The organism is Photobacterium sp. BZF1 (assembly GCF_014349205.1).
Taxonomy (GTDB): Bacteria; Pseudomonadota; Gammaproteobacteria; order Enterobacterales; family Vibrionaceae; genus Photobacterium.
Genome location: NZ_JACSOF010000006.1, coordinates 12,497 through 38,203, shown reverse-complemented (window position 1 = coordinate 38,203; position 25,707 = coordinate 12,497). Strand labels below are relative to the sequence as shown.

At 47.4% G+C, this 25,707-nt stretch carries 25 protein-coding genes; 5 read left to right on the top strand and 20 right to left on the bottom strand.

Going from position 1 to position 25,707, the window contains the following annotated elements; genetic code table 11:
- Window positions 1-24 precede the first annotated feature (24 nt).
- A complete protein-coding gene (locus BIZ37_RS02220; RefSeq protein WP_187460122.1) occupies window positions 25-930 on the bottom strand; it encodes an ROK family protein in 906 nt (301 codons plus the stop codon).
- A gap of 108 nt (window positions 931-1,038) precedes the next feature.
- Between BIZ37_RS02220 and BIZ37_RS02215 the strand changes: the two genes are divergently transcribed.
- Window positions 1,039-1,254 carry an acetyltransferase gene (locus BIZ37_RS02215; RefSeq protein WP_107296934.1) on the top strand — a complete coding sequence of 72 codons (216 nt, stop codon included), beginning with the start codon at window positions 1,039-1,041 and terminating at the stop codon, window positions 1,252-1,254.
- 71 nt (window positions 1,255-1,325) lie between these two features.
- On the opposite strand, the gene BIZ37_RS02210 is transcribed toward BIZ37_RS02215, so the two are convergent.
- From BIZ37_RS02210 to phhA, 5 genes are all read right to left on the bottom strand, one after another.
- Window positions 1,326-1,895 (bottom strand): membrane integrity-associated transporter subunit PqiC, encoded by a 570-nt coding sequence (locus BIZ37_RS02210; protein ID WP_255526649.1) that lies wholly within the window; start codon window positions 1,893-1,895, stop codon window positions 1,326-1,328.
- A gap of 17 nt (window positions 1,896-1,912) precedes the next feature.
- Window positions 1,913-3,559 carry an intermembrane transport protein PqiB gene (gene pqiB, locus BIZ37_RS02205; RefSeq protein ID WP_187460120.1) on the bottom strand — a complete coding sequence of 549 codons (1,647 nt, stop codon included), beginning with the start codon at window positions 3,557-3,559 and terminating at the stop codon, window positions 1,913-1,915.
- Window positions 3,552-4,886, bottom strand: coding sequence for a paraquat-inducible protein A (locus tag BIZ37_RS02200; protein WP_187460119.1), 1,335 nt, complete (start codon window positions 4,884-4,886; stop codon window positions 3,552-3,554). The genes pqiB and BIZ37_RS02200 overlap by 8 nt, the downstream gene beginning before the upstream one ends.
- Window positions 4,887-5,044: 158 nt before the next feature.
- On the bottom strand, window positions 5,045-5,389 hold the full coding sequence (locus tag BIZ37_RS02195) for a 4a-hydroxytetrahydrobiopterin dehydratase (protein ID WP_187460118.1): 345 nt from the start codon (window positions 5,387-5,389) through the stop codon (window positions 5,045-5,047).
- A 9-nt stretch (window positions 5,390-5,398) separates the two neighbouring features.
- A complete protein-coding gene (gene phhA / locus BIZ37_RS02190; RefSeq protein WP_187460117.1) occupies window positions 5,399-6,241 on the bottom strand; it encodes a phenylalanine 4-monooxygenase in 843 nt (280 codons plus the stop codon).
- Between the two features lie 390 nt (window positions 6,242-6,631).
- Between phhA and BIZ37_RS02185 the strand changes: the two genes are divergently transcribed.
- The 4 genes from BIZ37_RS02185 to BIZ37_RS02170 all read left to right on the top strand — a co-directional run bounded on the left by BIZ37_RS02185 (window position 6,632) and on the right by BIZ37_RS02170 (window position 11,653).
- Window positions 6,632-7,771 carry a homogentisate 1,2-dioxygenase gene (locus BIZ37_RS02185; RefSeq protein WP_187460116.1) on the top strand — a complete coding sequence of 380 codons (1,140 nt, stop codon included), beginning with the start codon at window positions 6,632-6,634 and terminating at the stop codon, window positions 7,769-7,771.
- A gap of 80 nt (window positions 7,772-7,851) precedes the next feature.
- Window positions 7,852-8,883, top strand: a complete 1,032-nt coding sequence (locus BIZ37_RS02180; protein ID WP_187460115.1) for a fumarylacetoacetate hydrolase family protein — start codon at window positions 7,852-7,854, stop codon at window positions 8,881-8,883.
- Between the two features lie 57 nt (window positions 8,884-8,940).
- Window positions 8,941-9,588: a maleylacetoacetate isomerase gene (gene maiA, locus BIZ37_RS02175; RefSeq protein ID WP_187460114.1), complete on the top strand. Its 648-nt coding sequence runs from the start codon at window positions 8,941-8,943 to the stop codon at window positions 9,586-9,588.
- Between the two features lie 49 nt (window positions 9,589-9,637).
- Window positions 9,638-11,653, top strand: a complete 2,016-nt coding sequence (locus BIZ37_RS02170) for an acetoacetate--CoA ligase (protein ID WP_187460150.1) — start codon at window positions 9,638-9,640, stop codon at window positions 11,651-11,653.
- Between the two features lie 56 nt (window positions 11,654-11,709).
- Here the strand turns inward: BIZ37_RS02170 and BIZ37_RS02165 are convergent, their stop codons facing one another.
- The 14 genes from BIZ37_RS02165 to paaZ form a co-directional block, all read right to left on the bottom strand.
- Complete coding sequence (locus BIZ37_RS02165) at window positions 11,710-12,306, bottom strand: transferase hexapeptide repeat family protein (protein ID WP_187460113.1); 597 nt, start codon at window positions 12,304-12,306, stop codon at window positions 11,710-11,712.
- A 52-nt stretch (window positions 12,307-12,358) separates the two neighbouring features.
- Window positions 12,359-13,288, bottom strand: coding sequence for a phenylacetic acid degradation operon negative regulatory protein PaaX (gene paaX / locus BIZ37_RS02160; protein WP_187460112.1), 930 nt, complete (start codon window positions 13,286-13,288; stop codon window positions 12,359-12,361).
- A gap of 212 nt (window positions 13,289-13,500) precedes the next feature.
- Entirely contained in the window at window positions 13,501-14,796 is a 1,296-nt protein-coding gene (paaK, locus tag BIZ37_RS02155; RefSeq protein ID WP_187460111.1) for a phenylacetate--CoA ligase PaaK, read from the bottom strand.
- Window positions 14,797-14,895: 99 nt separating this feature from the next.
- A complete protein-coding gene (gene pcaF, locus BIZ37_RS02150; RefSeq protein ID WP_187460110.1) occupies window positions 14,896-16,101 on the bottom strand; it encodes a 3-oxoadipyl-CoA thiolase in 1,206 nt (401 codons plus the stop codon).
- Entirely contained in the window at window positions 16,094-16,531 is a 438-nt protein-coding gene (paaI, locus tag BIZ37_RS02145) for a hydroxyphenylacetyl-CoA thioesterase PaaI (RefSeq protein ID WP_187460109.1), read from the bottom strand. Before paaI ends, pcaF begins: the two co-directional genes overlap by 8 nt.
- Before the next feature lie 6 nt (window positions 16,532-16,537).
- Entirely contained in the window at window positions 16,538-18,064 is a 1,527-nt protein-coding gene (locus BIZ37_RS02140; protein WP_187460108.1) for a 3-hydroxyacyl-CoA dehydrogenase, read from the bottom strand.
- A 2-nt stretch (window positions 18,065-18,066) separates the two neighbouring features.
- Window positions 18,067-18,855, bottom strand: coding sequence for a 2-(1,2-epoxy-1,2-dihydrophenyl)acetyl-CoA isomerase PaaG (gene paaG, locus BIZ37_RS02135; protein ID WP_187460107.1), 789 nt, complete (start codon window positions 18,853-18,855; stop codon window positions 18,067-18,069).
- A 2-nt stretch (window positions 18,856-18,857) separates the two neighbouring features.
- Entirely contained in the window at window positions 18,858-19,643 is a 786-nt protein-coding gene (locus tag BIZ37_RS02130; protein ID WP_222939556.1) for an enoyl-CoA hydratase-related protein, read from the bottom strand.
- Between the two features lie 11 nt (window positions 19,644-19,654).
- Complete coding sequence (paaE, locus tag BIZ37_RS02125) at window positions 19,655-20,710, bottom strand: 1,2-phenylacetyl-CoA epoxidase subunit PaaE (protein ID WP_187460106.1); 1,056 nt, start codon at window positions 20,708-20,710, stop codon at window positions 19,655-19,657.
- A gap of 13 nt (window positions 20,711-20,723) precedes the next feature.
- Complete coding sequence (gene paaD / locus BIZ37_RS02120) at window positions 20,724-21,230, bottom strand: 1,2-phenylacetyl-CoA epoxidase subunit PaaD (protein ID WP_187460105.1); 507 nt, start codon at window positions 21,228-21,230, stop codon at window positions 20,724-20,726.
- A 9-nt stretch (window positions 21,231-21,239) separates the two neighbouring features.
- Window positions 21,240-21,998, bottom strand: coding sequence for a 1,2-phenylacetyl-CoA epoxidase subunit PaaC (gene paaC / locus BIZ37_RS02115; protein ID WP_187460104.1), 759 nt, complete (start codon window positions 21,996-21,998; stop codon window positions 21,240-21,242).
- Between the two features lie 12 nt (window positions 21,999-22,010).
- Complete coding sequence (gene paaB, locus BIZ37_RS02110) at window positions 22,011-22,298, bottom strand: 1,2-phenylacetyl-CoA epoxidase subunit PaaB (protein WP_187460148.1); 288 nt, start codon at window positions 22,296-22,298, stop codon at window positions 22,011-22,013.
- 14 nt (window positions 22,299-22,312) lie between these two features.
- Window positions 22,313-23,242 carry a 1,2-phenylacetyl-CoA epoxidase subunit PaaA gene (paaA, locus tag BIZ37_RS02105; protein WP_187460103.1) on the bottom strand — a complete coding sequence of 310 codons (930 nt, stop codon included), beginning with the start codon at window positions 23,240-23,242 and terminating at the stop codon, window positions 22,313-22,315.
- Between the two features lie 266 nt (window positions 23,243-23,508).
- Entirely contained in the window at window positions 23,509-25,566 is a 2,058-nt protein-coding gene (gene paaZ / locus BIZ37_RS02100) for a phenylacetic acid degradation bifunctional protein PaaZ (RefSeq protein WP_187460102.1), read from the bottom strand.
- Between the last annotated feature and the right edge of the window lie 141 nt (window positions 25,567-25,707).

Sequence of the window (25,707 nt, the reverse complement as noted above, 5' to 3'; positions counted from 1 at the left end):
CACTTTCGAGGCTATTTTACAGGCTTATTTGACTAACATGGCCGCGCCAAATACCCCTGCACTATCACCTAATGCCGGCTTCACCAGCGCAGTGTTAAGTGTCGGGTTAAACAGGTGAGGGAGGATTGCTGCTTTGCCCTCTGAGTACAAGGAATCAATGTTACCCACGCCACCCCCTACCACAATGACATCCGGGTCGATGACATTAATGATTGAGGCCACCGCAAGTCCAAAATAGGCATGCATTCTATCGATTGTTTGCTTCGCCAGTTTATCGCCATCTGCAGCCAATGAAACAATTTCAGGCAAGCTCAAGCTGCAGCCGCTTTGCTCAGCGTAGTACCGCTCCAACCCTTTGCCGGACAGCACGGATTCCACACAACCGTGTTTGCCGCAATAACAAGCTGCACCATCAGCTTCAAGTACATTGTGTCCCCACTCACCGGCAATGCCGTGACAACCGTTTAGCACTTTACCATTGACTACAATACCACTACCGACACCAGTCCCCATGATGATGCCAAAAACCACTTCCGCATCCGGTTTTACTTGCTCAGCCACGCCCAATGTCGCTTCAGCTAACGCAAAGCAATTCGCATCGTTGGCTAACTTAACCGTGCAACCCAACAAGGATTGAAGGTCTTTATCTAAAGGCTGCCCATTAAGGTGAGTCGAATTGCAGTTTTTCATCGTGCCTGTCGCTGGGTCTAGAGTACCCGGTGTTCCAAACCCGACAGACTGGGGAGATTCACCCACCTCCTCGACACATAAATCAATCAGCTTCTTTATCTGGCCAAGAACATGCTGGTAGCCTTGCTCGCCCTCGGTTGGTAGGCGTTTGCGTAGCACGCAGCGATCATCTGCATATTGCATGACCGCACACTCAATCTTCGTTCCGCCCAGGTCAACGCCCCAATAAAACTTACTCATAGCTCTCCTGCTCTGCAAAGCGCGTAAAATCAGCCATACTTATACCAAAACATAATGGCACCGATGATGAGTTCTCGTCATTAATTCAATATATTTTGGAGATTTGTGATGTTTCTAAAAGAGTCACGCACCGGTGATTTAGTTGACGTCATCGACATGTCTTCTCTGGTCAACCCGTTCTCCTCTGAAGTAACAGTGCAGTATCAGTCTGGTGAAGATCTTGCCGATCCTGTAAACATCGAAAAACAGCATTTGGCGTTTCCTTCAGGTGAAGAGTTACCTGAATGTTGGATCAACGGTTACTACCGGCACAGCCAGCGTTAAACCAATCAAAAGAGCCCTCACATTACAATGAGGGCTCTTTCTTATTCTGATAGGCTTGGTTTAAACAGCAGTTACAAGGTTAAACTACTCATACTCTGACTAATCTGGTTGGTCAATCGACTAACGCCTTCAGCAAGGGCCTTTACCTGCGCATCATAGCCATCTTGCTCCAGAGGGACCTGGATGAAAAACGGTTGTCTTGCCAAAGCCTCACCCTGTTCGCCAATTAACAGCCATTGCCCACTCAATCTTGCTAGTCCGCTGTAGTGCCCGTTGAACTGGGTGAATTTCACCTGCAACTTTGGCAATGCGCTGCTGTTTACCACCGGGGTCAACTCATCGAACCAATACCTCGACTGCTTCTGGCGTAAATCTTGGGTGATAATCCGAGTTAACTGGCGGGAAAGGCTCTCCGCCCACAAATTCTGCTGCGCCTGTACCACTTCAGTTTCACTGGTTTGGTACACCAATCCCGTACCGGCCAAATGCTCGGCAACCTCTACTGGGCGAACGATCACTACAGGCTGGTGCTTGTTGGCAAAAGCCATGGTCAAGTCATTGCTTTGATCCGGCAGCAAATACGTTCTGGTCACAGGCTCGGTCGAACTACACCCTGCCACAGCAAGCAGGACTAACGCCATTAAGCTTCCCTTTAACATTATTGACGTCCTCCTACTGGGATGGGATCAGCCGCTTTTTCTCCGCTGAAGATTAACGAGTTTGGTTTTTCATTTATCTGACGCAATACCGGCTGCAATTCAGCCATAACCTGTTCAAACTGTACCAATGCCTGCTCCAAACTCTGGTAAGGCGCACCGTCAGGGCTATAACCATTGAGGGTATCTTGAATTTGCTGCAGGCTTTGACGGATTTCCCCAGGGATCGCTTGGGTATCTTTCTGGGCCAGCAAACTTTTCAGCTCCTTGGCAACTTTCTCTGAGGCCTGTAGTGTTCTCTGGGAGCTTTCCAATGTCTTGTTGAGCGTCAGTAATGTATCTTCTACAGGCAAGTTGTTGATCTTCTTCAACACTGATGAGATCTCTTTCTGGATCTGGGCAAAGCCTCCCGCCTTGGTTGGGAATACATCATATTCGCCGTAGTTTTGATGCTTGTAGCTATTCTCTTCTTCAAATACACCCACATCCACTAGCAATGCTCCGGTCAGCAAGTTCGCTGTTTTGAGTGAGCCCCGTAACCCATATTTGAACTCTTCTTCAAGGCTGGCCTTTAGCATATCCAAGTTATCGTAACGGACATGGGCGATCACCCTATCCAGTTCGATACGCACCAAAACAGGAATTTCACGGTTCGAGAAGTTTTTCTCACTAGCCATAATATCCAGTGGTACTTTGCGCACGGTACCAATTTGAATACCACGGTACTCAACCGGAGCCCCCGGTTTCAAACCACGAACCGACTCATCAAACAACATGACGTATTCAAGGTAGTCCTCGAAGAAACGCTCCCGTACCTGCTTGATATTGTTATATAAGCGGAATTTAGATTTATCTTTTGTGATGAGTTCACCGGGTTCACGCCCTTTCGGTACGCGGAAGCTTACCCCGCCGGTGATCAACGACTCAATAGAGCCAATCTTTAAGTTAAAGCCTTCAGCTGACATCTGAAGATCGACGCCAGACGTCAACCAAAATCGGGTACTTTTACGAATAAGGCTGTTGTAAGGCTCGAAGATAAATAGCTGGTAGTGGGCTTTCTTCGTTTCTGTATCAAATGTCACGTTCTCAACACGGCCGACAGTAAAGCCTTCATAAAGGACAGGATCACCAACGCCCAATTTACCCGCTTCGTTGTGGGTTAGAATTAACCGAAGCCCTTTCGCATCAGGTGGAGCAACAGGTGGGATATCCAGCACTTCAAACGTACGTTGCTCTTTGTCACTTTTACCCGGTTGCAGCTGGATATAGGCCCCAGATAACAACGTATCCAAACCAGATACCCCAGATTTTCCAATACGCGGCTTCACTACCCAGAACAAGGTGTCATCTTTGAGCATACGGGCTGCATCTTTATCCATTTGAGCAGTCACTTCAATGGCACTGTAGTCCTCATTCAAGGTAACGCCGGTTACAACCCCTACCTTCACATTCAGCGCTTTAATCTCTGTCTTGCCGACCTCAATGCCCTCTGCGGTATCAATTTTCAGGGTAATCTCCGGGCCTTGGCTGGTAATAAACTGGAACAACATCCAGATACCGATGCCGACAGCAATGACAGGCACCAGCCAAATGGATGAGATTTGCTTTATGGCTTCTTTCTTTGCCTGTGGAGGTGAGGATTCACTCATAACTGTTTTTCTCTTTATTATTGTTCACATAGCCTTCAGGTGAGACAGACGCCGAGTCCTTTGGCCAAAAAACGCGTGGATCAAAAGTCATTGCCGATATCATGGTTAGCAGTACAACACAGGCAAAAGACAATGCAGCAGGACCTGGATAGATTGCCATCAGGTTCTGAAGCTGAACCAATGCCACGAGGATGGCTACCACGAAGATATCAATCATCGACCAACGACCGATTAATTCGGTAATTCGGTATATCTTCAGCTTCTGAACTGCCTTCTTTTCATCAGGGCTGCCGCCTTTTCCCGCGACTATATATAACCAAGACAACGCTATAATTTTCGCCAGTGGGATAACGACACTTGCCAAAAAAATAACGGCTGCAATGGGATACGATTTCAACTGCCACAACAGCACCACCCCACCAAGTATGGTAGAACCTTCAGCCTTACCCAAACTCACGGTATACATCATGGGGTAAAGATTGGCAGGAATAAAAAAGATTGCGGCGGCAATGAGCAATGCCCATGAACGTTGCAGCATTTGCTGAGGCTCATAAGGATGTAACCGGCCATGACACCGAATACAACGCCCATGTTTATCGTCGGTTACCGGGTTTAATTGTGAGCAAACATGGCAACTAATATGGTTATGGCTGTTATGGCAATCGCCCGCTTTTACGCCTTTCTGAGGTTTTAGAGGGAGAAATTGCAGCCACAACCATGTCCGGTCAGCCATAGAAACACACTTCACCACCAGCATGGTGTAAAGGCAGAATGCCCAGAATGACATCCCCAATCCAATATCCGCCAACGACGCAATTTTGATTAGGCTAACCAGCACCCCAATAAGGAATACATCAACCATTAGCCATGGCTCGATGCGGATCATCAAGCGACACAAACGCTTTTCCCAGAACGCAATTGGTTTTTTCTCTGGCCTTCTTATTCGCTGCCCGGCACGGAAATACAAATACAACAACGAGAGCAGATAACATGCAGGAAGCACAATGACAGTAAGAAGAAGCAATAATGCCAATAAACTATTTTGGAATACGCTGAGCATTTCCGCTGAGTGCATCAGGGTAATTTCTTGGCTTATGCCCTGCACACTAAAAGACATAAAAGGGAAGCTGACACTGGCCACCAGCATGACAAGGCTTGCCAAGCCGTAAGAAAGTGGCCTCTGAAATGGCTGAGCTATGCGTTTAACCAATGTGTGGTGGCACCTAGGGCAAACTGACTTTTCATCATCTTTGAGCTCTGGCAACGCTACCACCAACCCACACTCTTCACAGCCGACTAGCGCTTGTCGTTGTTGTGGTTCACCCATTTGTACCTCAATCTACCTTGCTAACTAGCAGGGCCATCCATCATGTGAGCGGTATAATACTTCAATTTTACATATAGAACATATTTAAGTTATTAGCACATAAAAGAAAAAGCACCCGATTAAATCGGGTGCTTCTTTGAAATAAGAGCCAGAAAAGGCTATTCGGACGACAACAGCTGATCCGTTTTGGCGGCACAAATAAAGTCATTCTTATGTAGCCCTTTTGCCGCATGACTCCACCAGCGCACCTTAACCTTGCCCCACTCTAGTGTGATTTCAGGGTGGTGAAACTCTTCTTCAGCCAGCGCTGCGACTTTGTCAGTAAACGCCCACGCAAGCTTGAAGTTCTTGAAGGTATACAGGCGCTCCAACTGTTCAACACCATCCACTTCAATCGCCTGCCAATCTGGTAGCGTAGCCAGTAATGCTATTTTTTCGTTCTCTGTCACTTTAGGTGCACCTGAGTGGCATGCTTCACATTTTAGTTGATGTAGTTCTGTCATCAGTTCCCCTTATCCCACGTCCTTGATTTTTGTTTCGAACAAAGGCGGATGTAACCCCTGTTGCTGTGCTTTGACGACCATTGACATAATGTCTTGATGGGCCAAATCGTAGAGCTGGTTAATATCGTCGAGAATGAAATAGAGCGGTTGCATAATATCGATACGATAAGGTGTACGCATGATATCAACCGGATCAAATGGCTTATAAAGTGGCCTCGATTTATTCGTTTTACTACCTGTTGAAGAGCCTCTATCCATTTTTCCCGTCAGGGCATATTGTGTCTCACCGGGTGAAGATAAAATCCCGCCACCATATATCCGTAATCCCTCAACTTGCTGCAACAGCCCAAATTCAACTGTAAACCAGTATAGTCTTGCTAAATATACTCTTTGCGCAGAATTGGCTTTAGCTCCCAATTTTCCGTAAGTATGGGTAAAAGCAGCAAATGCAGGATTGGTCAGCATGGCACAGTGGCCAAAAATCTCGTGGAAAAAATCGGGTTCTTGCAAATAGTCAAATTCTTCCCTGCGGCGTAAGAACGTCGCGACTGGGAACTGTTGGTTGGCTAGCAAAGCAAAAAAGCGGTCAAAATTGATCAAAGCAGGAACAGCAACACACTCCCACCCCGTCGATGCCTTTAAAACTGAATTGATATCAGCCAGCTGCGGTGGGCGATCCTGAGGTAAATCCAATAATTCCAACCCATCAATGTAGGCTTGGCAGGCACGCCCTTCAATGCAAGCGAGTTGACGCTCAACCAAATCGTGCCAAACAAGGCTTTCCGTGCTGTCCCAATGAACAACCCCGTGTTGGTCTGGTTTTTTAGAAATATATTTCGTTCCGCTACCCATAATTGACCTTCATCTGTGTTACTGCCTCACCCTGGCTTTTAGGCAATCCGCTAATTTATGTTCGTTTCCTTTAGATTAGGTCGGGTAACGGAGACACTAAAAGGTGTTCTCAGCAATGAAACCACCCCAAAATGTAACATTTATTTTACACCCTGCATGTTTTCATGTAGCACACCCCCACCGCCAACACTTTAACTTCAACGTGTTGGAAATTCACAATAAACAGTGGATTTCCAAGTAATTGTTGTAAATCATCAAGGACAGCTATTCCGAGGCTGAATTCATGTCATTAATTGCCTTGCCCACCTGAGTACGCCAGAGTTAAGTCATTGAGCTAACATTTTATTAACAGAGTCAATCTGGAATGACTGTCATTACGAGGGATATGCAATGCGGCAATGGTTTCAATTTCCTATCACCGAAGGAGAGGCTTCTCGGCAAGCACACTGTGACTTACCCGAAGGCACATTCGAGCGTGAATGTGGCAGAGAAGGTTTCTTTGGCCCCGCCAGCCACATGTACCATAGTCATCCGCCTACTGGGTGGATTGATTGGGATGGCCCATTACGCCCCAGAGCAATAGACACCAACAAAATGCCTTCAGAAGGGCTATCTCCTTGGGATGCTTCACTGATTTTGTTTAACAACAACCTCAAAATGAGGGTGTGGCATTGCGACAGAGCGATGGAAGATCTCGCCCGGAATGGTGACGGTGACGAGGTGTTGTTTATCCACCAAGGAAGCGGAGACTTGTTCTGTGATTATGGTCATATGACATTCCGCGATGGTGATTACATTGTCTTGCCAAGAGCAACCAGTTGGCGAATTGAGCCTAAAGAGCCCGTCTCTATGCTGTTGATTGAGGCGTCTAATAGTGCCTACCAAATGGCAGAACGTGGCATAGTCGGCCAGCATGCGGTCTATGATCCGGCAGTATTGGAATACGCACGAATCAATGATCGGTTCCTCGGGCAACAAAGTGAGCATCAGCATTGGAAAGTGCAGCTTAAAGCCCGTAATCAACTCAATACTATCACTTACCCTTACAACCCTCTCGACTCACAAGGGTGGAAAGGCAACCTAACAGCATTCAAGCTCAACTGGCGAGACATCAGACCCTTGATGAGTCACCGCTACCATCTCCCCCCATCAGCACATACTACCTTTGTCGCTGATGGCTTTGTAATTTGTACCTTTGTGCCTCGGCCCATAGAAAGTGATCCTAATGCGTTGAAAGTCCCCTTCTACCATAACAATGATGATTTTGATGAAGTGCTTTTCTACCACCGGGGAAACTTTTTCAGCCGAGACAATATCGACGCCGGCATGATCACTCATCACCCCTGTGGTTTCTCCCACGGCCCACACCCTAAAGCATTGGCAGCGAGCATGACTGCACCGAAGAAAGAAACGGATGAAGTCGCCGTTATGATTGATGCCCGCTGGCCACTGGAGGTCGCCCCGTTGCCCGAAGGAGCCGAAAACAAAGATTATGTTTTTTCGTGGAAAGGGATAAAGGAAGGGCAGTAACGCTGAGTAACCCACTTAGCAGATCTCATCCAATTCAAAATCAATGAGGTCGTGCCGAATAAGCCATTAAGGAGACGAATGTGAAACTTGCATCACTTAACCATGGCCGTGACGGCCAGCTCATCGTGGTTTCCCGCGATCTGAAGCAGGCTGTTCACGCCCATGATATTGCCCCGACACTGCAATTTGCCCTAGATAACTGGAAGCAAGTCGAAGCAGACTTGCAGCACTTATACCGCAACCTCAACGACGGTATGGCCCAGCATGTCTTCCCTTTTAATCCAGCATTATGCAGCTCGCCACTGCCACGCGCCTATCAATGGGCTGATGGTAGTGCTTACGTCAACCATGTTGAGTTGGTACGCAAAGCCAGAGGTGCAGAGATGCCAGAAAGCTTCTGGACCGACCCCTTAATGTACCAAGGGATGTCAGATGGCTTCCTCGCCCCCACAGAAGAGATCAAAGTTGCAGATGAGCAATGGGGGATCGATTTTGAAGGTGAAATTGCCATCATTACCGATGATGTCGATATGGGTATCCGTACAGAAGAAGTCCATGGTCATATTAAGCTACTCATGCTAGTTAATGATGTCTCACTGCGTAACTTGATCCCAAGTGAACTCGCCAAAGGCTTTGGCTTCTTCCAATCCAAACCTTCTTCGGCCTTCTCGCCCGTCGCGGTTACACCGGATGAACTGGGTGACAGTTGGCATGACTACAAACTCCACCATCGCCTTACTGTCCACCTCAATGGGGAGTTATTCGGACAGCCCCATGCTGGCACAGACATGACATTTAACTTTGCTGAACTTGTCCAACATGTCGCCAAAAGCCGAGCCATCGGCGCTGGCACAATTATAGGCTCGGGTACTGTATCCAATAAGGATCGCAGCAGCGGTTCTTGTTGCTTGGCGGAAAGAAGGATGCTGGAAACCTTGGAGTATGGGAACCCGGAAACACCATTTATGAAATTTGGCGATACGGTCAAGATTGAAATGTTCGATAACAACGGAGAGTCTATTTTCGGTGCCATCGAACAGACCGTGGTTAAGTACCAACATCGCTACCATGATGAAGATTTAAACCACCATAACCCACACCATCATCAATAATTAGAACGTGGTGGGTAAAGAGGCGGCACGTACACAAACGCTTAGGGATATAACAACGTGAAACTGTATGATTACTATCGCTCCTCGGCATCGTACCGGGTGCGAATTGCGCTGAACCTAAAGGGCCTTAGCTACGAGCAAGTGGCCATCTCATTACTGGATAAAGAACAAAACAGCGCCGCCTATTCGGCGCTCAATCCAAACCAATTAGTACCCGGCTTTGCTCGTGGGGAGACTACAGATAGTGGTGCAGAAGACACTGCGGTATTGGGCCAGTCCCTAGCCATTATCGAATATCTCGATGAGTGTTACCCTGAGCCCGCATTATTGCCTAGCGATCCTTGGCATAAGGCACAATGCCGGGAAATTGCCCTGATCGTAGCCTGCGACATCCACCCCCTGAATAATCTGAGAGTGCTCAACTATTTAAACAGTGAGTTAGGCGTTAACCAAAATGAGAAGATGGTTTGGTATCACCACTGGCTAAAACAAGGCTTCCTCAGTTTAGAGAGCCTATCAAGCCGCTACAAAACACAGTTTACTTGTACCGATACCCCTTCCCTAGCTGATATCTGCTTAATTCCCCAGCTTTACAATGCTAAGCGCTTTGGCTTTGAAACCAAGCATTATCCGAGATTACTTGAAATCGAACAGAAATGCTTAGCACTCCCTGCCTTCCAGCAAGCTCACCCAGATAGTCAATAAGGAGATCACTGTGACCGATAAATCAACAGTAAACTCAGCATCTTCCGGTATGGACTATCAACAACCCGAACAGCCAAAATTGCTGTGGATGCCAGAAAAAGATCGTATCCACGATAGCAAGCTGTATCAGTTCATGGTCAAGTTGAGTGAGAAAAAGAACACCCTCTATCATGACTACAACCAACTTCATCATTGGAGCGTCAACCATAGTGAAGAGTTTTGGAGCATGTTATGGGATTTCTGCCAAGTAGAAGGCGCGAAAAAGCCCCCCGTAACATTTTGTCCTGCTGACAGCCGCACACCCGCAAAAGATACCCAATGGTTCCCGCACGCCAAGCTCAATTACGCCGAGAACTTGCTGCGAAACTGGCGTACCCAGGCTGCGGCTGATGCTATCATTTTTCACTGCGAAGGCGACCCAAATCAGCGACAGCACCTAAGCTGGCAGCAGCTTTACCGGCAAACCTCCCAAGTCGCGAGCTTTCTCCATAACCACGGCATCAAAAAAGGTGACGTTGTCGCAGGTTACCTACCCAATATCCCCCAGGCTGTCGTCGCTATGCTAGCCACTGCTTCCCTTGGTGCGATATGGACTTCAACCTCACCGGATTTTGGCGCAGAAAGTGTTACCGAACGCTTTGGCCAAACCAAACCGAAAGTGATGTTGTTCGCCCAAGGTTACCAGTACAACGGCAAGCCTATTTCTTACCACGATAAGGTCGTGGCGGTAAGTCAGAACATCCCCGAACTTGAACACTTAGTCGAAATACCAGCTTCTGTGTCAATAGCCGCTGAATCGAGTAAATCCGCCATCCCCGATAACATTCATCATCACTATTGGAGTGACATCCTCGAGAGCACTGTACCCAGTGAGCTTGGTTTTACCCCCGTTCCCTTCAATCACCCGCTCTATATTCTTTATTCATCGGGCACGACGGGCAAACCCAAATGTATTGTCCATAGCGTGGGCGGCACCCTACTCAACCACCTAAAAGAGCACCAGTTACAAACGGACATCCGTGCAGGTGACAAAGTCTTCTACTTCACAACTTGCGGCTGGATGATGTGGAACTGGCTGGTATCGGCACTTGCCTCTGGTGCAACACTGATTCTCTATGACGGCTCTCCCTTCTACCCCGACGGTAACGTGCTATGGCAACTGGCCGAAAAGGAAGGAGTCACCTTATTTGGTACCTCGGCCAAATACCTCGAAGCTCTGGAAAAACAAGGATACCGGCCTAAAGACAAAACGAAGTTACCCTCACTACGTACCCTGTGTTCAACAGGCTCGGTACTTGCACCCGAGCAGTTTGATTATGTTTATGATGCAATTCACAGCGACATTCAACTAGCCAGTATTTCAGGGGGAACGGATATTTGCGGTTGTTTTGCCATCGGCAACCCATTAGGCCCAGTTTATCGAGGTGAGTGCCAAGGGTTGGCGCTGGGAATGGATGTGCAAGTTTTCAATGAACTTGGCCGTTCTGTTTATCAACAACATGGTGAGTTGGTTTGCCTCAATAGCTTTCCCAACCAGCCTATAGGGTTCTGGAACGATCCTGATGGCAGTAAATACCACAACGCATACTGGCAGACCTATACCGGTATTTGGCACCATGGTGACTACGTCAGCCTTTCCAATACCGGAGGCATGGTATTTTACGGCCGTTCTGATGCCGTTCTTAACCCCGGAGGAGTACGAATAGGTACCGCTGAAATCTACCGGCAGGTGAACCGGTTAAAGGAAATCAAAGACTCACTAGTGATCGGCCAGAACCAAGGCGCTGATGTGCGGGTGATCTTGTTCGTGCAACTGGTCGAAACTGAAGTACTGACAGACGATTTAAAAGCCACCATCAAACAGAAAATTCGCGAGCACTGCTCCCCTCGCCATGTTCCCGAGGTGATCCTTGCCGTGAGGGATGTTCCCCGTACCAAATCAGGAAAACTAGTAGAGTTGGCCGTGCGCAATATCGTTCACAATCAACCGGTAAAAAACGTTGGCGCACTAGCAAACCCAGAATCTTTGGAAGAATTTAGGGATAGGGATGAGCTGAAAGGTTAGTTATCACCAAACAGTTACCTATCTAAAAATAGGTAACTTTCACCATCAATGTATATTCAACTTTGCGATTTGATGTCATGGCCAGTTTCAAAAACCATTTTCGGCCTGTCTTTTTCTTCGAATCGTAAAGGCTCCACTTCACGCAATGTTTGTTGACATCGATAAACCAATTGATGATACATTTCTGTACCTCTCTCCTTCCAAGCTAACTCGTCATCCTTCACATGACGTTTAAACTTAGCGGGACTGCCCAAAATCATGCTCCTTGCTTCAAACTGACTATGGGCTTTGATAAAACTATGGGCACCGACAATCGATTCTTTGCCAATAACCGCCAGATCCATCACCACGGCATTCATACCGATTAAGCAGTTTTCTTCAATGGTACAACCGTGGATCACCGCGCCATGGCCAATATGACTATTCACTCCCAGCACGGTTTCACGATTTGGGAAGCCATGAATAACACAACCGTCTTGAATATTACTGCCATCTTGAATAACGATTCGTCCCATATCACCGCGAATAGCGGCTTGTGGGCCAACATAAACTTGTTGGCCAATAATGACATCACCAATAATGTCTGCACTTGGATGAACAAAACTTTCAGGATGAATGACGGGGGTTATCCCATCAAGTTGGTAAATAGGCATTTTGATTCCTTTCAATCTATACCAATCACCCTACCATCCAAGTGACTGGTCGTTATTGGGGTTGTAACCCACCAAATCGAGCATAGTAGTCTGATGCAGGTAACGGCAGAGGCCCCGCCACCGTCTCGCCGTGCTCTGACACATAGTTTCGACCTTGTAGGTGAATTTTTTTATAGATGTTCATTGCTAAGCTCTGGGCAATACCACCTGCCCAGTTGTCTGGTAGTAGCTCTGCTGGCAGCAATGGGTCACGTATAATGATACGGCGATAGAAATGTACCAAGAGCAACCTTAATTTAAAGCACTCCTCCGGGCTGACTTCATCAACACTTATATCTTTCAGCTCTTGCCACACAGGGTTAAACATGTCACAAAATGCCTTATAGTCATCATTCAAACGGGATAAGTCCCAAGCTTTGCGGACTAATTCTTGCTCATTTCCCATCGCTGTTGAATATAAAGATGTTTGGGTAAAAATATGTGACTCTGGAAAATGCTTGGCAATCTTTTCGATATCAACATGGTCTAATTGATTTTGGTCAGCCTGAATATAAATCCCCTTATCTAGAGTACCAAATCCAAATCGAGACAAATATTTACCGTGTTGCTTTGAGTCATTTTGTGTTGATGACGATATATGAATAATATTCCACTTTCCGTCCCAACCTAATTTCTCAACGCTGTATATTTTTTTGTTTGCCGCCCGAATTTCATCAAACCGTTCTGGCGTCATGAAGTAATAGCTTTTTCTACCTGATTTTTTTACATCAAGCCATCCGTCTTGCTTTAAGCGAAATACAGAAGAGCGTACAAAACGCTGATTGAAGCCTAATGATTCCATAAAGTTAATTAGGCTTCCCATCCATATTCCTCCACCGCTGTGGCAAAGGTAATCACCTAGGAAAGTCACGACCAACGACGTACCACTTATCGACTGGTGCTCTGTCGCAGCGGTGAAAAAATCATCAAATTTACTATCCAAAATTAACCTCGATGAATCCTTACATCTGTATTGCAGCATGGTAATTATCAAGCCACTTCGACTGTTATCTTGAAGTAACTTAGATACAATTGCAACACAGTACCATTTTCACAGTATTTGCATCCTCCAACTATCAGGGATCAGTTTCATCTCAAGTAAAATAGAATATTCTGGGCTGCTTTATCCATTGATAAAGCAGCCTAAATTAACTATTACGCTTGCCTTAGATCGAGTACACGCTGCGCTTTACCCTCTGAACGAGGAATATTTCCACTCGGTAGAATATCAATATTGGTAGATATACCGACCATAGTTTTAATTCGGTGTTTCAATTTACTTTCAACCGCATCATAGCAAGAAGCATTAGCCGCTTCTTTCAACTCTACTTTCACCGTTAGCGTATCAAGATTGCCCTTTTTAACGACCTCTAACTGGTAGTGCGGGCTTAACTCTTCCAATTCTAAAATTTGCTCTTCAATTTGTGATGGGAAAACATTAACCCCACGGATAATCAGCATATCGTCACTGCGACCCGTGATTTTGTCCATACGACGCATGGTTCTGGCTGTACCCGGCAGTAATCGGGTTAAATCACGGGTGCGGTATCGTATAACCGGCATGGCTTCTTTGGTCAGTGAGGTAAACACCAGTTCGCCATGTTCTCCATCAGGCATAACCAAACCCGATGCAGGATCGATGATCTCTGGGTAGAAATGGTCTTCCCAGATTGTTGGGCCGTCGGCTGTTTCAGCACATTCCATTGCAACTCCCGGCCCCATCACTTCAGACAAGCCATAAATATCCAGCGCTTTAATCCCCAGGCGTTGCTCTATTTCTTCTCTCATTGAGTCAGACCAAGGCTCTGCACCAAAAATACCGATTTTCAATGAGCAATCCGATGCGTCACCACCGTGTTTTTTCTCAAGCTGGTCAAGCAAATTCAAACAATAAGACGGCGTTACCATGATAATAGTCGGCTGAAAATCCTCTATCAGTTGAATTTGCTTCTCAGTTTGACCACCTGACATCGGCACAACCGTCGCACCCAACTTTTCGGCGCCATAATGGGCACCCAAACCGCCGGTGAACAAACCATAGCCATAGGCAACATGGATCATGTCTTCTGAACTGCCACCTGCAGCGCGAATAGAGCGAGAGACAACCGTGGCCCAAGTATCAATGTCTTTTTGGGTATATCCCACCACTGTTGGCTTTCCTGTTGTTCCAGAAGAGGCATGAACACGTACGACATCTTTCATTGGCACTGCGAACGTACCGAAAGGGTAGTTATCTCGTAAGTCCTGTTTCGTGGTGTATGGAAATTTATTTATATCTTCCAAACACTTGAAATCCGATGGATGAACACCCGCTTCATCAAACTTCTTCTTGTACATTGGAACATTGTTATAGGCGTGTTCGAGAGTCCACTTCATTCTTTTAAACTGTAGCGTGCGTAGCTCGTCTACCGAAGCGGTTTCTATCGCTTCTAGTTGATTAAAGTCGGTCATTCCTTCGCTTCCTTTTGGATGTTCATAGTTGTATTCGCTGAACTTACTTTACATTTAAATCGTTATAATTTTGTTATAAATATGTAAACCATCAATACCTTATACGCGCTCGATGATCATGGCAATACCCTGGCCTACTCCAACGCACATACAGCACAGTGCATATTGGCCATTTTTACGATGAAGCTCATTAGTCGCCGCCATCACAATACGCGCCCCGCTCATACCTAGAGGGTGACCCAGCGCAATCGCTCCGCCATTGGGATTAACATGTTCGGCATCATCTGCCACACCGAGTTCGCGTAACACTGCCAGTGCTTGAGATGCGAATGCTTCATTTAGCTCAATCACATCCATGTCGTTTATCGACAGCCCCGACATCTCGAGCACTTTCTTTGCCGCAGGTGCAGGGCCAATTCCCATCACAGCAGGCTCGACACCAACGGTGGCACAGGCGATAATTTTTGCTTTAGGCACCAAACCGTATTCCGTGACGGCTGCATCACCAGCGATCAATACCGCCGCGGCCCCATCATTCACCCCCGACGCATTACCAGCGGTAACACTTCCTTGTTCGGCAAATGGCGTACGTAAACTAGCCAGTTGCTCGAGCGTGGTCTGTGGCCGTGGGTGTTCATCTTCACTCACCTCTGTCGCGGGCCCCTTACGGTTAGGAATGGTGACCGGAACAATTTCTTCTGCCAGCCTACCCGCTTGTTGGGCGGCAAAAGTGCGCTGCTGACTACGTACAGCATAGGCATCTTGATCTTCACGGCTGATCCCATAACGCGATGCGACATTTTCCGCGGTTTCTGGCATTGAGTCGGTACCAAATTCACTTTGCAATTGCTTGTTAATAAAGCGCCAACCAATGGTGGTGTCATACATTTCAGCCCGACGGTCAAAAGCACTCCCCGCCTTTCCCATCACAAACGGGGCACGTGACATCGACTCAACACCGCCAGCCACCATCAGCTGGGCATCACCCGATTTAATGGTTCGCGCTGCCAGTGCTAGTGCATCCATTCCCGAACCGCATAAACGGTTAACAGTGGTTCCTGAAACTTCTTGCGGCATACCCGCAAGCAGTACACCCATTCTTGCCACATTACGGTTGTCTTCACCGGCTTGGTTGGCACAACCAAGGATGACATCGTCTACTTTGCGCCAATCGAGATTAGGGTGACGTTCGACAAGTGCCTTCAAAGGTACCGCTGCCAAATCGTCAGGGCGGACAGATGATAGCGCACCGCCGTAACGACCAATTGGGGTTCGAACCGCGTCGCAAATATATGCATTACTCATCTTCCACCTCCAATACAGGCATACCCAAACGGTGCGCCTTACCTCGAAATAGCGCGACTAACTTTCCTAGTTGGTTGGTGATCTCGATATCGTAGGTTCCCGTCACCTTACCTTGCGATTTCACGTTGGCAGTAGCAGTGAGCAAATCCCCTTCTTTGGCTGGGCGGATATATTCAATGTTGCAACCTGCTGCGACTGCTGCATGGTTTTCGCTGTTACACGCGAAAGCAAACGCGGAGTCGGCCAAACTAAAGATCATGCCGCCATGGCAGGTCGCAAAACCGTTGAGCATATCGGAAGTGACCGTCATGCTGACCACGGCATGCCCCTTATCCATATGCTCAATTTTCATAGCTAACTTATTAGAGCAGCCATCATCGCTATACATTTTCTCGGCGCAACGCCAAGCCAATTGTTGTTGACTATCCATATCTCATTAATTCCCGTATGCCATTTGTCGTAACAGAGGTGATGGACGGTAGCGTTCCTCACCATAGAAATGCGTTAATTGATCCAAGGTCTGTTCAAGGTATTGCCATCCCAATTGACTCCCCCATTCAATCGGACCCTGTGGGTAATTCACGCCGCTTGTCATCGCCATATCGATATCTTCTAAACTAGCGCCACCTTTATTGGCGAGGTCTAGCCCTTCATTAACCAACATGCCAAGAGTTCGCCACATCACCATGCCAGGATAATCCTTGGTCAGAATCACTTGCTTGCCTAATGACTGAATGAAAGCGACCACAGCCTCTGTCTGTTGCTGGGTATTTTGCCGAGCAGGTGCCAATGCAATAACTGGGGTTGTTAGGTAGTCGCTGCAATAATCGAAGATCACCATAGGTCGCTGAAGTTGCGCGGCAAGCTGGGTCGCAGTATTACCTCTGGTTGGCACCAGAAGTACTCCATCAATATCAAGTGCGGCACCCGATAACTCCAAATCCGTATTTTCCAGGGCACTAGAAGGCGGAATAGACCGGAAATTTAAAACCAACTGCTCAAATGACTTCTCTGGCTGTTGCCAATTACCGATTTGATTAACCGAACTGATAGCCCTCTCCACGCTGGGATGAAAACTGGGTGATGCTGTATCAGTACCCGCTTGGTACTGATAGAAACCCCGGCCTGTTTTACGCCCATAAAATCCTGCGTCTACCAACTCTTTTTGGATAAGCGAAGGCTGATAGCGCCTGTCGTGGTAACACGCATCAAAAACACTTTTGGTGACAGCGTAATTGACGTCATGGCCAATCAAATCCATTAACTCGAACGGCCCCATGTTAAAGCCACCAGCACGGCGCATCAGGTAATCGATTTCATCAACCGATGCGACCTGCTCTTCCAAAGCGCGGAGCCCTTCCGCATAAAATGGCCTTGCTACGCGATTGACGATAAAGCCAGGTAACGAACGGGCTAGCACCGCATCTTTGCCGCATGAACGCGCCCAATCAAGAGAGACTTGCGCTACCTCATCACTGGTTGCAACGCCCTTGATCACTTCTACCAACTTCATCACCGGTGCTGGGTTGAAAAAGTGAACACCCACCACCCGTTCTGGTTTTTCCAGCGCACTGGCAATGGCAGTGATGGATATCGATGATGTGTTGCTCGCCAAAATAGTGTCGGCCCCACAGATATTCTCAAGATCACGAAAGACTGATTGCTTTACTTCCAAGTTTTCAACAATTGCTTCGATGACTAGACCTGCACCTGCCACCTCATGAAGTTGAGCCGAGCATTCAATTCGCGCTAAAGTCGCATCAGCTTCATCTTGGGTTATTCGCCCTTTATCGACCCGACGCGATAACCCCTTCTCGATTTGTGCTTTGGCTTGCTGGGCTTTGCCTTCCAACAAATCAAACAAGCAAACTTGATAGCCAGACTGGGCTGCAACTTGCGCAATGCCCGCCCCCATGGCCCCAGCACCAATAACCGCCACTTTTTCGATAGAAAAATCCCCCACGATTATTTCCCCTTAAACTCAGGTTGGCGCTTATCAAAAAATGCAGCGACACCTTCTCGATAATCTTCAGTGCGTCCCGCTAATCGTTGCAAATCACGCTCTAAGTTAAGCTGTTCACCCAATGTGTTATTGATACTGCTATTGATCGCTTGCTTGATATAACCCAGTCCAACCGTTGGCTGAGTCGCTAAGCGCTGGGCAAGTTCCATAGCTGCTGGCATCAAGCTATCGTCATCAACACATTGCCAAATCATGCCCCACTGCTGGGCCTGCTCAGCGGGTAGCTTTTCACCAAGTAGCGCCAAGCCTTTTGCTCGGGCCGTGCCCGCAAGGCGAGGTAAAGTCCATGTACCACCGGAATCAGGCACCAAGCCCAACTTACAAAAGGCTTGAATAAAGCTGGCTGACTGACCTGCAATCACCAAATCACACGCCAAAGCTAAATTCGCACCGGCGCCAGCTGCAACACCATTCACCGCTGCAATAATAGGTTTGTTCATTTGAGCGATTTTATTAATCAGAGGATTATAAAAACGCTCAATACTTTCTCCTAAATCAGGCATTGATTGATCAGCGCTTATATTTCGATCATTTAAATCTTGTCCGGCACAAAACGCTCTACCCGCACCAGTAATCACCAAGGCGCGTACTGACTCATCTTTTTCTGCTTGTTTTAAAAATCCCATTAATGCTTGATGCATTTGTGGATTGAAACTATTTAATTGCTCCGGTCGATTTAGGGTGAACAAAGCCACTCCAGCCTCCACGGAGTAATGAATGCTGTCTTCCATTTTTATTTTCCTTGGTAAATTGGTGAGCGCTTATTAAAAAAAGCGTCGATCCCTTCTTGTCTATCCTGACTGGCAGCAAGCAAACTAAATAACTGGCGTTCTTGCTTTAAACCTTGCTCCAATGTGGTGTTTGGTACTTGCTGCAACGCTTGTTTTGCTGCCCTGACCGCTAAAGGCGCACGTTGAGCAATCTTGCTGGCAATTTTCTGACATCGCTCCAGCGTTAATGCATCAACAACAATTTCGCTAACTAAGCCAGCTTGTTGGGCACGCGATGCTGAAATAGATTCGCCGGTTAACACCATTTGATTGGCCAGTGACTTACCGACTGTACGGCTCAGACGTTGTGTTCCCCCGGCACCTGGAATCAAACCAAGGGTGATCTCAGGGAGTCCAAAGACGGTCTTCTCGCCGGCAACAACCACATCGCACAATAAAACCAATTCCAATCCGGCACCGAGCGCGTACCCATTGACGGCAGCCAGCAAGGGTTTGTTAAAATCACTCAGGCGTTGCCACAAACGCGGTCGAGCATTCATCCAAGTATCGATTGCCCTTTGACTTGCGAGTTCATTAAGGTCGGCACCAGCAGCAAAGCACCTCTCTCCACCCGTAATCACGACCACGCCAATCTTCGCCTCGCCTTCGGCCCAATCCAGCACATTCGCCAACTCTTCCAGGCAATCATTGGTGAGCGCATTGCGTTTTTGGTAATGGGTAAAGCAAACCGTTAAAACACCCTGCTGTTGGCTGCAATCAAGATAAGTTAAATCCATATCTACCGTCATAACGAGTGACCTTACACATCGAAGTCGATAGAAACTTCGTCAGACGTAGGTACCGCCTGGCAGCTAAGCACATAGCCTTTTTCAATCTGATCTTGCTCAAGACTATAATTCACCGCCATTTCCACCTCGCCAGATCTCACCTTACAAATGCACGTCGCACATACCCCCCCTTTACAGGCATAAGGAAGATCTGCTCCCTGGCGCAGCGCTGCATCCAGCAAGTTGTCATCTTCAGCCGTCATCTCCAAGTCCATCACACGCCCATCGCGCTTAAGCTTGACGCGGCTAAATGCGGCTTTGTTTTCCACTTTAGGACGGGTTGTCGCACCACTATTGAAGCGCTCGACATGGAATTTTCGTTCGTCCATGCCCCCTTCACTCAAAGCTATATATGACGCTTCAAGCATTTCTTCAGGGCCGCACATATAGCAAGCATCAAACTGGTTCCAATCAAATAACGTTTTGCCTAATTGGCGAAGTTTTTCAGGGTCAAGGCGGCCATTTAATAACTCGGCCTCGTTGCTTTCACGGGAGAATAAATAAACAATCTGCAATCTTTCTGGAAAGCGGTTTTTAAAATCTGCTAATTGCTCCCTGAACATGGTCGAGTTCAGGTTTTTATTACCGTAAAGCAAAGTGAATTGACTATTTGACTCTTCTTCCAATACTGACTTCAACATGGAGATAATTGGCGTAATTCCTGAACCAACAGCAATACCCAGATAATGCTTGCTTGATTGCGGTTCTGTCACAAAGCCAAACCTCCCCTGAGGCGGCATAACATCAATGATATCGCCAACTTTGAGTTGGTTATTGGCATAATTTGAAAAACGACCATCGGGAATCGCTTTTATCCCCACTTTTAATTGCGATTCATTGGTTGATGAACAAATGGAGTAACAACGGCGCAACTCTTCACCGGCCACATCGGCCTTTAATGTTAAATATTGCCCGGGGTGAAAAGTAAATTGATCCTCTAAGCTTTCAGGTACCGAGAACGACATTATCACGGCGTTATCAGTATCTCGCTCTAGCTTGTTGATCGTTAATGAATAAAAATCTGTCATGATACGTTCTCGTTTAAATACACTTGAAATAATCAAAGGGTTCATAACATTGGCGGCATTGAAAATGCGCCTTGCAGGCTGTTGAACCGAATTCACTGACCAATTTGGTGTCTTTACTTTGGCAATGTGGGCAAATCACTTCATCGGGTAATGGCTGGCTAAAACATGCTTGCCCTTGCGGTGGTGCAATTCCATAATCAGCCAGTTTTCTTCGGCTCGCTTCCGATAACCAATCAGTTGTCCAAGCCGGGTCAAGACAAACCTCAACCTTTACTGGGGTATACCCAGCCTTATTCATACACTCGGTAATATCGTTAATTAGCATGTCAGTCGCCGGACACCCCGAATAGGTTGGCGTAAAAGTCACGACCCATTGCTGATCTTCAAAACGAACCTCACGCAACATACCTAACTCGGCAATGGTCACTACCGGTATTTCAGGATCTGGAATTCTCGATAACAGTTGCCAAACAGCTGATTGAGCCGGGTGAGATAAGCCCGCTATGGTTTGAACAAGCATGCAGCCTCCTTACCACTGGCAGTTTGGATAAATCCGCTGCATGTACTGCATCTCCGCCAATATATAGCCAAGGTGCTCGCTATGTTGCCCCTGTTTGCCGCCTTGTCGACTGAAGCCCGAATCCGGCACAACCAGGTTGGCTTCGGCCAATACCTCAGAAACTTGCTGCAACCACTTTGCTTTCAGTTCACTCACATCGACTGCAATACCTGAGCTGACCAATACGCTTTCTTGTGTCGACGGTGTAAACATCTCTTCTGTAAAGCGCCACAGCTCGGTCAAAGCAGATTGTATTTTTTGATTACTGGTATCAGTCCCATCGCCTAGGCGGATCATCCACCCCTGGCTAAATCGTAAGTGGTAAGCCGCTTCCTTAATCGATTTTTTCGCAATCGCCGCAAATTGAGGATTGGTACTCTTTTGCAGCTCAGCCAAGAATAGATTGTGAAAAACATCAAACAAGAACTGGCGTGTTAAGGTGATATCAAACCCTTCATTGGGCTGTTCAACCATGAGCAAGTTTAAATAGCCAGACTGATCGCGGAAATAAGCAAAGTCATCTTCGCTTCTACCTGCTCCCTCCAGCTCGGCAGCATATTGGTAGAAGTTGCGGGCCTCGCCCAATAAGTCGAGCCCGATATTGGCTAGTGCCATATCAATTTCTAGCTCAGGCGCCACGCCACACCATTCAGATAAGCGATGCGATAAGATCAAGCTGGTATCGGCAAGTTGAAGCGCATAGTGCAGTTCAGGATTATCTTTAACCATTTCTTTCCCCTTCTACATATGCTTAATGTCTGCCGGAATGCTGTAGAAGCTGGCATGGCGATACACTTTATCTTCTGAAGGGTCAAAAAAAGGCCCCTTCTCGCTAGGCTGCGAAGCAGTGATCTGCGACGATTTCACAACCCAAATCGAACACCCCTCATTTCGTCGAGTGTATAGATCCCTAGCACCCTCCAGCGCCATTTGATCATCTGCCGCACGCAAACTGCCTACATGCTTATGGTCAAGTCCTTGCTTGCTTTGGACAAACACTTCATACAACGGCCAACTTACTGAACTCATCATTCTCTCCTTGCTTATGCGACATGTTTTTGTTGTTTGTTGCTATGTGCGATAGCTGCCTCGCGAACCCATGCACCCTCATCCCAAGCACGCTGTTTGGCCTGAATGCGTTCATGGTTACAAATGCCGTTGCCATGAATAACCTGCATGAACTCTTCCCAATCAATCTCACCATGATCGTAATGACCGCGCGCTTCGTTCCATTTCAAGTCAGGGTCAGGAATTGTCATACCCAAGGCTTCAACTTGGTGTACCGTGTTATCTATAAACTTTTGGCGTAGTTCATCATTACTTAGGCGCTTGATCTTCCAGGCCATGCTCTGAGCAGAGTTTGGAGATTCGCTATCATTGGGACCGAACATCATTAACGATGGCCACCACCAACGATTAATCGCATCCTGCAACATCGCACGCTGCTCTTCGCTGCCATTCGCCAGAGCCGTCACCGCCTCATAGCCTTGACGCTGATGAAAACTTTCTTCCTTACAAATACGCACCATGGCACGGGCATAAGGACCATATGATGTTCGGCACAACGCGACTTGGTTAACAATGGCTGCCCCATCAACAAGCCAGCCCACCACACCAATATCCGCCCAATTCAATGTCGGGTAATTGAAGATCGACGAATACTTCATCTGCCCCTTCAGTAATTTCTGGTACAAGTCGGCGCGATCACCGCCCAGCGTTTCGGCTGCACTGTACAGGTACATACCATGCCCAGCTTCGTCCTGTATTTTTGCCAGTAGTACCGCTTTACGACGGAGCGATGGCGCTCGGGTTAACCAGTTTGCTTCCGGCAACATGCCTACGATTTCAGAGTGGGCATGCTGGCCAATCTGGCGGATCAGTGTTTTTCGGTAGTGCTCTGGCATCCAGTCTTTCGGCTCGATGGCAATCTCATTTTCTAGTTTTTGCTCGAAGCAAGCATTCTCAGAAGACATTCCCTGACCTCACATTGTGATACGTTATTTTTCGTAATGTAATTTTACTGTATCATTTAACGAACATTTAACAACCTTTAAAACCAATTAATTTAACAATTGATTTACAAGCGTTGATTTCATTGATCTTTTTCGAAATAGCGGATGGCTGGGAGAGAAATGATCAAGATAAAAATACTTTGAATAATAAGCACGACAATAAGCCAGCTAACAATCGTTGTTAGCTAGCTCGAATTAGCATTATTAACGTGTTTTTAAGCGCGCTGCTAAGCCGTCAGGTCACCTTCTCTACGCGCAACCAACGTTAAGATGGTGTACAGCGCGACAGGGTTGCCCTCTTGATTCGTCACCTCGACATCCCAAGCCACAACCCCCTGCGGTGTCTCTTCGATGTTACGCTGACGCTTCTTCACCTTCTTCTGGCAGGTCAGCTTCACTTGAATCGTATCGCCGATGGCAACAGGCTCAATAAAACGAAGGCTTTCCATACCATAGTTAGCTAACACTGGCCCCGGTGCCGCTTCTACAAACAAACCTGCCGCCGCTGAAATGACAAAATAGCCGTGAGCAACACGCTGACCGAACATCGACTCTTTCGCCGCAATCTCATCCATGTGGGCGTAGAAATGATCGCCGCTGAGGCAAGCAAAATTCACAATATCGGCTTCAGTGATCGTTCGTCTCGCAGTTGTCAGGCTCTCGCCAATGGCAATATCTTCAAAATGCTTCTTAAACGGGTGTACCAGATCTTCGGTTGTTTCTGCCCCTCTCACCCATTCCTTACCTACAGCCGCAAGCATCGTCGGAGAACCCTGCACGGCGGTACGTTGCATGTAATGCTTGATGCCTCGAAGTCCGCCCATCTCCTCACCGCCACCAGCCCGGCCAGGGCCACCATGAACAAGCATTGGTAAAGGTGAGCCATGGCCTGTTGATTCCTTGGCTGATTCATTATTCAGAATATGCAGGCGACCATGAGCATGACCAATACGCGCGACTATTTCAGCGGCAAATGCCGTTGATGCGGTTACCACACTGCCAACTAAGCTGCCTTGTCCTAGCTGGGATAGCGTTACCGCTTCATCTCGGCTGCCATAAGGCATCAAGGTACAGACAGGGCCAAAAGCTTCGATATCGTGAACCGGTGTGGCCGTTAATGGCTCATCACAAACCAGCAATGTCGGCGGATAGTAGGCCCCTTCCTCATTACCATTAGGGCTGAAACCCGATAATTCCCCCCCTGTCACCACTCGGCAATAGTTGGATAGCGAGGTCACTTTTTCTTGTACATCATCGCGTTGCGAGCGGCTGATCAATGCCCCCATCTTCACGCCTTCAAGACTTGGGTCTCCCACCACGACTTTGGCCAATCGGGCACTGATGGCTTGGCTAACTGCGTCAAGCAAATGGCTTGGTACCATGGCACGGCGTATTGCAGTACATTTCTGCCCGGCTTTAACCGTCATCTCACGGCATACTTCTTTGACGAACAAACCAAATTCTGGGGATTCAGGAGTAACATCATCCCCAAGAATGGCACAGTTAACCGAGTCAGCTTCCATCGTAAAAGGTACAGACTTGGCAATCAGGTTAGGCGTAGCGCGAAGCATTTGGCCTGTTTGCGCAGAACCGGTAAAGGTAACGACATCCTGATAATCCACGCGGTCTAGCAAATCACCCACTGAACCGCACACGACTTGAATTGCGCCCTCTGGCACCAATCCACTTTCAACGATGACCTTAACCATTGCTTGGGTTAAATATGCTGACTCGGAAGCAGGCTTGATAATAGCAGCCATTCCCCCCAGCCAAGTCGGAGCCAGCTTTTCTAGCATCCCCCAGCAAGGGAAGTTATAAGCGTTGATGTGAATCGCCACACCCGGTTTAGACGTTAGGATATGGCGGGCAGCAAACGTACCTTCTTTCGATAGCGGGATCAGATCGTCTTCAGCCCATACCGTCTCGTTGGGTAACTCGCGATTGGCAAGGCTGGCATAGTTGAAGAAAGTGGCAGCGCCACCTTCGATATCAACCCATGAATCGACTCTGGTTGCGCCAGTATGAGCGGACAACGCATAAAACATTTCTTTGTTTGCAAGGAGCAACTTCGCCACTTCTTTGAGCATATTGCCGCGCTCAAGGAAGGTCATTTGTGATAAGGCTTTACTGCCCTTGTCTCGGCCAAATGCCAGCATAGCTTGATTATCAATGCCCGTGCTATCTAACTGGTATAGCCCTTCATTAGTCAATGCACTGGATACAATCCTTGGGTTGCCACTGCCATAGTGCCACTTACCCATTACATAACTGTGCAACTGTTCCATCGTTTCATCCTTTTTGAAATTACTGGCCAACTAAGCAAGTAGCACTGTCCCTACCTGCTCTAAACAACTTGATTTCGCTATCTAAGAATTTGTCTCTCGATCACAAATGTAACATCTCGACAACATTTCACAAATAAAAAT

What these genes read in the sequence shown, in the direction of transcription:
- BIZ37_RS02220 (WP_187460122.1), bottom strand. Translation starts at nt 930, where the DNA reads ATGAGTAAGTTTTATTGGGGCGTTGACCTGGGCGGAACGAAGATTGAG.
- BIZ37_RS02215 (WP_107296934.1), top strand. Translation starts at nt 1,039, where the DNA reads ATGTTTCTAAAAGAGTCACGCACCGGTGATTTAGTTGACGTCATCGAC.
- BIZ37_RS02210 (WP_255526649.1), bottom strand. Translation starts at nt 1,895, where the DNA reads ATGGCGTTAGTCCTGCTTGCTGTGGCAGGGTGTAGTTCGACCGAGCCT.
- pqiB (WP_187460120.1), bottom strand. Translation starts at nt 3,559, where the DNA reads ATGAGTGAATCCTCACCTCCACAGGCAAAGAAAGAAGCCATAAAGCAA.
- BIZ37_RS02200 (WP_187460119.1), bottom strand. Translation starts at nt 4,886, where the DNA reads ATGGGTGAACCACAACAACGACAAGCGCTAGTCGGCTGTGAAGAGTGT.
- BIZ37_RS02195 (WP_187460118.1), bottom strand. Translation starts at nt 5,389, where the DNA reads ATGACAGAACTACATCAACTAAAATGTGAAGCATGCCACTCAGGTGCA.
- phhA (WP_187460117.1), bottom strand. Translation starts at nt 6,241, where the DNA reads ATGGGTAGCGGAACGAAATATATTTCTAAAAAACCAGACCAACACGGG.
- BIZ37_RS02185 (WP_187460116.1), top strand. Translation starts at nt 6,632, where the DNA reads ATGCGGCAATGGTTTCAATTTCCTATCACCGAAGGAGAGGCTTCTCGG.
- BIZ37_RS02170 (WP_187460150.1), top strand. Translation starts at nt 9,638, where the DNA reads ATGGACTATCAACAACCCGAACAGCCAAAATTGCTGTGGATGCCAGAA.
- BIZ37_RS02165 (WP_187460113.1), bottom strand. Translation starts at nt 12,306, where the DNA reads ATGCCTATTTACCAACTTGATGGGATAACCCCCGTCATTCATCCTGAA.
- paaK (WP_187460111.1), bottom strand. Translation starts at nt 14,796, where the DNA reads ATGACCGACTTTAATCAACTAGAAGCGATAGAAACCGCTTCGGTAGAC.
- pcaF (WP_187460110.1), bottom strand. Translation starts at nt 16,101, where the DNA reads ATGAGTAATGCATATATTTGCGACGCGGTTCGAACCCCAATTGGTCGT.
- paaI (WP_187460109.1), bottom strand. Translation starts at nt 16,531, where the DNA reads ATGGATAGTCAACAACAATTGGCTTGGCGTTGCGCCGAGAAAATGTAT.
- paaG (WP_187460107.1), bottom strand. Translation starts at nt 18,855, where the DNA reads ATGGAAGACAGCATTCATTACTCCGTGGAGGCTGGAGTGGCTTTGTTC.
- BIZ37_RS02130 (WP_222939556.1), bottom strand. Translation starts at nt 19,643, where the DNA reads ATGACGGTAGATATGGATTTAACTTATCTTGATTGCAGCCAACAGCAG.
- paaE (WP_187460106.1), bottom strand. Translation starts at nt 20,710, where the DNA reads ATGACAGATTTTTATTCATTAACGATCAACAAGCTAGAGCGAGATACT.
- paaD (WP_187460105.1), bottom strand. Translation starts at nt 21,230, where the DNA reads ATGCTTGTTCAAACCATAGCGGGCTTATCTCACCCGGCTCAATCAGCT.
- paaC (WP_187460104.1), bottom strand. Translation starts at nt 21,998, where the DNA reads ATGGTTAAAGATAATCCTGAACTGCACTATGCGCTTCAACTTGCCGAT.
- paaB (WP_187460148.1), bottom strand. Translation starts at nt 22,298, where the DNA reads ATGAGTTCAGTAAGTTGGCCGTTGTATGAAGTGTTTGTCCAAAGCAAG.
- paaA (WP_187460103.1), bottom strand. Translation starts at nt 23,242, where the DNA reads ATGTCTTCTGAGAATGCTTGCTTCGAGCAAAAACTAGAAAATGAGATT.
- paaZ (WP_187460102.1), bottom strand. Translation starts at nt 25,566, where the DNA reads ATGGAACAGTTGCACAGTTATGTAATGGGTAAGTGGCACTATGGCAGT.